General features: G+C 70.5%; 6 protein-coding genes. 5 read left to right on the forward strand and 1 reads right to left on the reverse strand.

The window, feature by feature from the left end; translation table 11 throughout:
- Positions 1–21: 21 nt before the first annotated feature.
- Positions 22–2,316, reverse strand: a complete 2,295-nt coding sequence (locus tag Y694_RS09095; protein WP_011827808.1) for an NADP-dependent malic enzyme — start codon at positions 2,314–2,316, stop codon at positions 22–24.
- Between the two features lie 183 nt (positions 2,317–2,499).
- On the opposite strand from Y694_RS09095, the gene Y694_RS09100 reads away from it, so the two are divergent.
- From Y694_RS09100 to Y694_RS09120, 5 genes are all read left to right on the forward strand, one after another.
- Positions 2,500–4,575, forward strand: a complete 2,076-nt coding sequence (locus Y694_RS09100) for an ATP-binding protein (RefSeq protein WP_051495675.1) — start codon at positions 2,500–2,502, stop codon at positions 4,573–4,575.
- Positions 4,572–5,249, forward strand: coding sequence for a response regulator transcription factor (locus Y694_RS09105; RefSeq protein ID WP_011827810.1), 678 nt, complete (start codon positions 4,572–4,574; stop codon positions 5,247–5,249). The genes Y694_RS09100 and Y694_RS09105 overlap by 4 nt, the downstream gene beginning before the upstream one ends.
- 67 nt (positions 5,250–5,316) lie before the next feature.
- The gene (gene thiL / locus Y694_RS09110; protein WP_011827811.1) at positions 5,317–6,288 is read left to right on the forward strand and encodes a thiamine-phosphate kinase; all 972 of its coding nucleotides are present in this window, start codon (positions 5,317–5,319) and stop codon (positions 6,286–6,288) included.
- Positions 6,285–6,839 carry a phosphatidylglycerophosphatase A gene (locus Y694_RS09115; RefSeq protein WP_036231725.1) on the forward strand — a complete coding sequence of 185 codons (555 nt, stop codon included), beginning with the start codon at positions 6,285–6,287 and terminating at the stop codon, positions 6,837–6,839. The genes thiL and Y694_RS09115 overlap by 4 nt, the downstream gene beginning before the upstream one ends.
- Before the next feature lie 7 nt (positions 6,840–6,846).
- The coding region (locus tag Y694_RS09120) for a CinA family protein (protein WP_036231727.1) at positions 6,847–7,211 on the forward strand (365 nt) is incomplete at its 3' end.

The raw sequence follows: 7,211 nt of genomic DNA on the forward strand, positions 1-7,211 counted from the left end.
CGGCGCAAGGGTCGACGGCGCTCAGCGGACGGCGTTGATGTCGGCGACCGTCAGCGCCGTCAGGTTCACGATGCGCCGCACCGTGGCGGACGGCGTCAGGATGTGCACCGGCTTGGCGGCGCCGAGCAGCACCGGGCCGATCGCAATGCCGCCACCGGCTGCAGTCTTGAGCAGGTTGTACGAGATGTTGGCGGCGTCGATGTTCGGCAGCACCAGCAGGTTCGCTTCTCCCTGCAGTGTGCTGTCGGGGATCTGGGCACTGCGTTGCGAGGGATCGAGCGCCGTGTCGCCGTGCATCTCTCCGTCGACCTCCAGCCACGGCGCCTGCGCGCGCACCAGCGCGAGCGCCTCGCGCATCTTCAGCGCCGAAGGCTGGTTGCTGGAGCCGAAGTTGGAGTGGCTCAGCAGCGCCGCCTTGGGCACCAGGCCGAAGCGCTTCATCTCCTCGGCCGCCATCACCGTGATCTCGGCCAGCTGGGCCGCTGTGGGGTCGTAGTTGACGTGGGTGTCGACCAGCATCACCTGGCGGCCGGGCAGGATCAGCCCGTTCATGCAGGCATAGGTCTTGGCGCCAGGGCGCAGGCCGATCAGCTCGTCGATGTGCTTGAGGTGCATCGCTGTCGTGCCCCAGGTGCCGCACAGCATGCCGTCGACCTCGCCTTTGTGCAGCAGCATGCCGCCGATCAGCGTCAGCCGGCGCCGCATCTCGATCTTCGCGAACTGCTGGGTCACGCCGCGCCGCGCCATGATGCGGTGGTAGGTCTGCCAGTAGTCGCGGTAGCGTTCGTCGTTCTCGGGGTTGACCACGTCGTAGTCGCGGCCGGCTTGCAGCCGCAGCCCGAAGCGCTCGCAGCGCTGCTCGATGACCGGCGGGCGGCCCACCAGCGTCGGCCGCGCCAGGTCCTCGTCGATGATGACCTGCACCGCGCGCAGCACGCGCTCTTCCTCGCCCTCGCAGAACACCACGCGCTTGACCTTGGCACGCTTGGCGACATTGAAGATCGGCTTCATCGTCGTGCCCGAGGCGTAGACGAAGGCCTGCAGCTTCTCGCGGTAGGCGTCGATGTCCTTGACGGGCCTCGTGGCCACGCCCGAGGCCGCTGCCGCCAGCGCGACGGCCGGCGCGATCTTCATCATCAGGCGCGGGTCGAAGGGCTTGGGGATCAGGTACTCCGGCCCGAAGCTCAGCGTGGCGCCGGCGTAGGCGGCGGCCACCACCTCGCTCTGCTCGGCCTGGGCCAGGTCGGCGATCGCGTAGACCGCGGCGACTTCCATCTCGTCGGTGATGGTGGTCGCCCCCGAGTCCAGTGCGCCCCGGAAGATGTAGGGGAAGCACAGGACGTTGTTGACCTGGTTCGGGTAGTCGGTGCGGCCGGTGGCCATGATGGCGTCGTCACGCACCGCCTTCACGTCCTCCGGTGAAATCTCGGGGTTGGGGTTGGCCAGTGCGAAGATCACCGGATTGGCCGCCATCTTCGCGACCATGTCCTTCTTCAGCACGCCGCCGGCTGACAGGCCCAGGAAGATGTCGGCACCAGCGATCGCGTCCATCAGCGAGCGCTGGCTGGTGGGCTGGGCAAACTCGGCCTTGTCGGGGTCCATCAGCTCGGTGCGTCCGCTGTAGACCACGCCGGCCAGGTCGGTGACCCAGATGTTCTCGCGCGGCAGCCCCAGCTTCACCAGCAGATTCAGGCAGGCCAGCGCAGCCGCACCGGCGCCCGACGTGACCAGCTTGACCTTGGTGATGTCCTTGCCGACCACCTTCAGGCCATTGATCAGCGCGGCACCGACCACGATCGCCGTGCCGTGCTGGTCGTCGTGGAAGACCGGGATCTTCATGCGTTCGCGCAGCTTGCGCTCCACGTAGAAGCAGTCCGGCGCCTTGATGTCCTCGAGGTTGATGCCGCCGAAGGTAGGTTCCAGCGCGGCGATGCAGTCGACCAGCTTGTCGAGGTTGCGCTCGGCGATCTCGAGGTCGAACACGTCGATGCCGGCGAACTTCTTGAACAGCACGCCCTTGCCTTCCATCACCGGCTTGGCCGCCAGCGGACCGATGTCGCCCAGGCCCAGCACCGCAGTGCCGTTGGTGACCACCGCCACGAGGTTGCCGCGTGAGGTGTAGCGGTAGGCGTTGGCCGGGTCGGCCACGATCTCTTCGCAGGCGGCCGCCACGCCGGGCGAATACGCCAGCGCGAGGTCGCGCTGATTGACCAGCTGCTTGGTGGCGGCGATGGCCACCTTGCCGGGCGTCGGGAACTCGTGGTATTCGAGCGCGGCCTGGCGCAGTTCCGCACTCTTTTCTTCGTTGGTCAGCATGGTCTGGCTTTCCGTGTTGGGAGGCGCACCGCACGAGGGGCAGCGGGCCGGGTCGACGATTGTAAGAAGACCCCCTTTTGCGGCCAGAGCGGCTTGCGCAGGGCAGTGTTGCAAATCCCGGAGGTAACGGCCATGCGCGAAACTGCTTACCTCTTTCGCTTGCGAGCTCTCGATACTGAGGCTATGGCCGATGTCGATGCCCCCGTCGTGCCCACGCCGCTCGCTTCACGCTGGCGGCGACTGTTGCCGTGGGCGCTGCTCGTGCTATTGCTGGGCGTGGCCCAGACACTGCTGCTGGCACTGACGGTGCAGCACGAGAACAACCGCGAGCAGGAGCGAGTGGAGATGGCCGCCGCCTCGGCCGCGGCCAACGTGCGGCAGCTGCTCCTGCGCGACGTGCAGAGTCTGCAGGCCCTGCTGTGGAACGATCCGCAACCCGCCCAATGGCGCTCCGACGCGGCCGACCTGCTGCGTGCGCGGCGCGAGATGCTGCGCATCGAATGGCGCAGTGGCGCCAACGTGATCGAGACGGCCGCCGATTCGCCCTACGGTGGGCCGCTGTTCGTCAGCCTGGCGCGCAGTGACCTCGATCTGGACACGCAGGCCGCGTGTGCCGACGCGCAGCGGCTGGCGGCGCCGGCCTGGTCACGCAGCTACTTCGTGCCTCAGCCCGGCGGACTCGGGGTCGAGGTGATCGACGTCTGCCTGCCGATCGGTCCGAATGGCGAGCGCGGCGCGATGGTGGCCACGCTGGCGCTCGGCGGGGTGATCGACGAAGCCGTCGCGCCTGAACTGGCGCGCAGCCACGAGCTGTCGTTCGTCGAGGGTGACGGTACGCGCCTGGCGCGCGGAGGGCTGACGCGCGGGGCCGGCGTCTATGTCACCGAGCGCCTGGTCAACCTGTCGAGCCTCACGCTGGCGTTGCGGCTCGACAGCGCGGCCGGCGCGCCGCGACTGATCCCCAACGTGGCGACCTCGCTGGTGCTTGGCCTCTCGCTTGCGCTGGCGGCGGTGGTGGCGCTGCTGGCGCGCGACGTGCGTCGCCGCGCGGCGGCGGAGCAGCGTCTCGGTGAGGAGCTGACGCTGCGCCGCGCCATGGAGGACTCACTGGTGACCGGCCTGCGCGCGCGTGACCGGCAGGGCCGCGTCACCTACGTCAATCCGGCCTTCTGCAAGATGGTGGGCTTCAGTGCCGAGCAGCTGGTCGGGCAGACCACACCGCCCTACTGGCCGCCCGAGATGCTCAGCGCCTACGAGGCGCGCCAGGTGCAGCGCATGGCGCAGGGCGTGCCGGCGCACGAGTCGCGCGACGGATTCGAGACCACTTTCATGCGCGCTGGCGGTGAGCGCTTCCCGGTGCTGATCTTCGAGGCGCCGCTGGTGGGTCCCGACGGGCTGCAGAGCGGCTGGATGAGTGCAGTGCTCGATCTCAGCGCACAGCGCCGCGTCGAGGAGCGCGCGCGCCAGCAGCAGGAGCAGCTGCAGGCCACCGCCCGGCTTGCCAGCGTTGGCGAGATGGCCTCGCTGCTGAGCCACGAGCTCAATCAGCCGCTCGCGGCCATTGCCAGCTACGCGACCGGCTCGCTGAACCTGATCGACGATGCCGGCGAGCGACCCGATCCGCCGAGCCTGGCGATGATCCGCGAGGCCACGCAGCACATCGCCGAGCAGGCCGAGCGGGCCGGCCGCGTCATCCGCAGCGTGCACGACTTCGTGCGTCGCCGCGAGCAGAGCCGCGAGAGCCTGAGCTGCGACCAGCTCGTGGAGGCGGTGATGCCGCTGCTGCGCCTGCAGGCGCGCAAGTGCGGCGCGCGCATCGAGTTCGAGTTCGGCAGCCCGCCACCGCGGGTCGTGTGCGACCGCACGATGGTCGAGCAGGTGCTGCTCAACCTGACCCGTAACGCGCTGCAGGCAATGGTGGGCGAGCCGGCGGAGCGCCGCGTGGTGCGGCTCGGCGCCCGCACCCACGGCGCCTGGGTGCGGCTGAGCGTGACCGATCACGGCCCCGGCAGCGAGCCCGAGGTCGCGGCCCGGCTGTTCACGCCCTTCTTCACCACCAAGGCCGAAGGGATGGGGCTGGGCCTGAGCCTGTGCCGGACGGTCGTCGAGCAGCACGGCGGGGCGCTCGACTTCACGACGCTGCGCGACGGCGAGGGCCGCGTGCGCGGCACCTGTTTCGAGTTCACACTTCCGGCTGCCGGGCCCGCTGCCTCCCCGGCGGCAGCCCCTCCGGGCGTTCTCGATGGAGTCACTGCATGAGCCATGGCGTGCTGCCGGCCACCGCGCCGCTGGGTCTGCCGGTCGTCCACCTCGTGGACGACGAGGCGGTGGTGCGCAATGCGATCGCCTGGCTGTTGCGCACGCGCCGGCTGCTGGCCGAGCCGCACGAATCGGCCGAGGCTTTCGAGGCCATGCTCGCGGCGCGCGGTGACGCGATCCTCAATGCTCCCACCTGCGTTCTGCTCGACATGCGCATGCCCGGTGGCATGAGCGGGCTGCAGCTGTTCGAGCGGCTGATCGAGCAGCGCCTGCTGGCGGCGATGCCGGTCATCTTCCTCACCGGCCACGGTGACGTGGCTACCGCGGTCGCGGCGATTCAGCAGGGCGCGTTCGACTTCGTCGAGAAGCCGTTCTCCGACAACAGCCTGGTCGACCGCATCGAGCGGGCGCTGGCCGCCAGCCGCTCGACGCTCGAGGCGCGTCGCGCCGGCGCGCTGATGCGTCAGCGCCTGACCGAGCTCACCGAGCGCGAGCGCGAGGTGATGATGCTGGTGATCGACGGCCGCCCGAACAAGCTGATCGCGCATGCACTCGACATCAGCGTGCGCACGGTCGAAGTGCACCGCGCGCGCGTTTTCGAGAAGATGGGCGTGAAGTCGGCCGTCGAACTGGCCAACGTGCTGCGCGAGCACGGCGCGCAGCGACCATCCTGAACCGGGCGCGGCCGCTGGCGTGGCGGCGCGGTGCGCGAGCGCCGAGGCCCGCGGCGACAATGCGGCCATGAGCCTCGGCGAGTTCGACCTGATCGCGCGCTACTTCGGCCGCCCGACCCGCCGTGCGGCGCTCGGGCCGGGCGACGATTGCGCGCTGCTCGCACTGCGGCCCGGCATGCAGCTCGCGGTGTCCTGCGACATGCTGGTCGAAGGCCGGCACTTCCTGCCCACCGTGGATCCGCGCCGCCTGGGCCACAAGGCGCTGGCGGTCAATCTCAGCGATCTCGCCGCCTGCGGCGCACAGCCGCTGGCCTGCACGCTGGCGCTGGCGCTGCCGCGGGTCGACGAGGCCTGGCTCGACGGTTTCTCGGCCGGGCTGTACGAGCTGGCCGATGCACACGGCTGCGAACTGATCGGCGGCGACACCACGGCCGGCCCGCTCAACATCTGCATCACAGTGTTCGGTGAGGTCCCGGCGGGCGAGGCGCTGCTGCGCAGCAGCGCGGAGCCGGACGACGAGATCTGGGTCAGCCACGCGATCGGTGGGGGCATCGGTGACGCGCGGCTCGCGCTCGAGGCCTTTCGCGGTCAGGTGTCGCTGCCCGGCGCGGTGTTCGAGCGGGTGCGGCGTGCGATGGAACAGCCGCAGCCGCGCGTGGCGCTGGGCCTTGCACTGCGTGGCGTGGCCCGTGCCGCCGTCGACGTGTCGGACGGCCTGCTGGGCGACCTGTCCCACCTCCTGCACCGCAGTGACGTCGGTGCCAGCATCGATGTCGGTCGCGTGCCGCGCAGCGCCGACCTCGCGGCCCAGCCGCTGGCCTTGCAGCGCCTGTGCACGCTGGCCGGAGGCGACGACTACGAGCTCGTCTTCACGGCGCCGCCAGCGGCCCATGCGCGGGTGCTCGAGGCCGCGCGCGGGGCCGACGTGGCGGTCAGCCGAATCGGCCGCATCGAGCACGAGGCGGGCCTGCGCCTCGTCGACGCCGACGGCCAGGCCGTGGATCGCGTCTGGGCCTCGTTCGATCACTTCTCCGCATGAACGGCGAGCGACTGGAAGCCTCCACGGCGACGCCCCCGCGTCGCGCGACCGCGGCCTTCCTGTGGGCCCATCCTGCGCACGCCATCGCGCTGGGCTTCGGTGCCGGCCTCAGCCCGGTCGCGCCGGGCACCGTCGGCACGCTGTGGGCCTGGGTCAGTTTCGTGGTGCTCGATCGCTGGCTCGACGCCGGGCAGTGGGCCGTGCTGCTGCTCTGCGGTGCGGCGCTGGGCTGGTGGGCCTGCACCGTCACCGCACGCCATCTCGACATGGCCGACCCCGGTGCCATCGTCTGGGACGAGGTGCTCGCCTTCTGGACCGTGCTGTGGCTGGTGATGCCGGCCGGCCTGATCGGCCAGTTGGTGGCGTTCGGCCTGTTCCGATACTTCGATGCGGCCAAGCCCGGCCCCGTGGCCTGGGCCGATGCGCGCTTCAAGCGGCGTCGCAGCGCGCCCGGCATCGGCTGGGCGCAGGGCTTCGGCATCCTGTTCGATGACGGCGTGGCCGCGTTATGCACGCTGCTGGTGATCGCGCTGTGGCGTTTCCTGGTCTGAGCGTCCGATGAGCACGCGCCTGCTCGATCTCGCCGACCTGGAGCCGCTGGTGCTGCAGCTGGCTGCCGCACTGCGGGCGCGGCACTGGCGCGTGGCCACGGCCGAGAGCTGTACCGGCGGGCTGGTGGCCGCTGCCTGCACGGCCGTGGCCGGCTCCAGCGATTGGTTCGAAAGGGGCTTCGTCACCTACAGCAACGAGGCCAAGGTTCAGTCGCTGGGTGTGGCGGCCACGCTGATCGAGCGACACGGCGCGGTGAGCCGCGAGGTCGCGCTGGCGATGGCCGAGGGGGTGCTTCGGCAGGCGCCGGCCGACCTGGCGCTGAGCGTGACCGGCATCGCCGGCCCCGGCGGCGCGGTGCCGGGCAAGCCGGT

Source organism: Methylibium sp. T29-B, from assembly GCF_000576225.1.
Taxonomy (GTDB): domain Bacteria; phylum Pseudomonadota; class Gammaproteobacteria; order Burkholderiales; family Burkholderiaceae_C; genus Methylibium; species Methylibium petroleiphilum.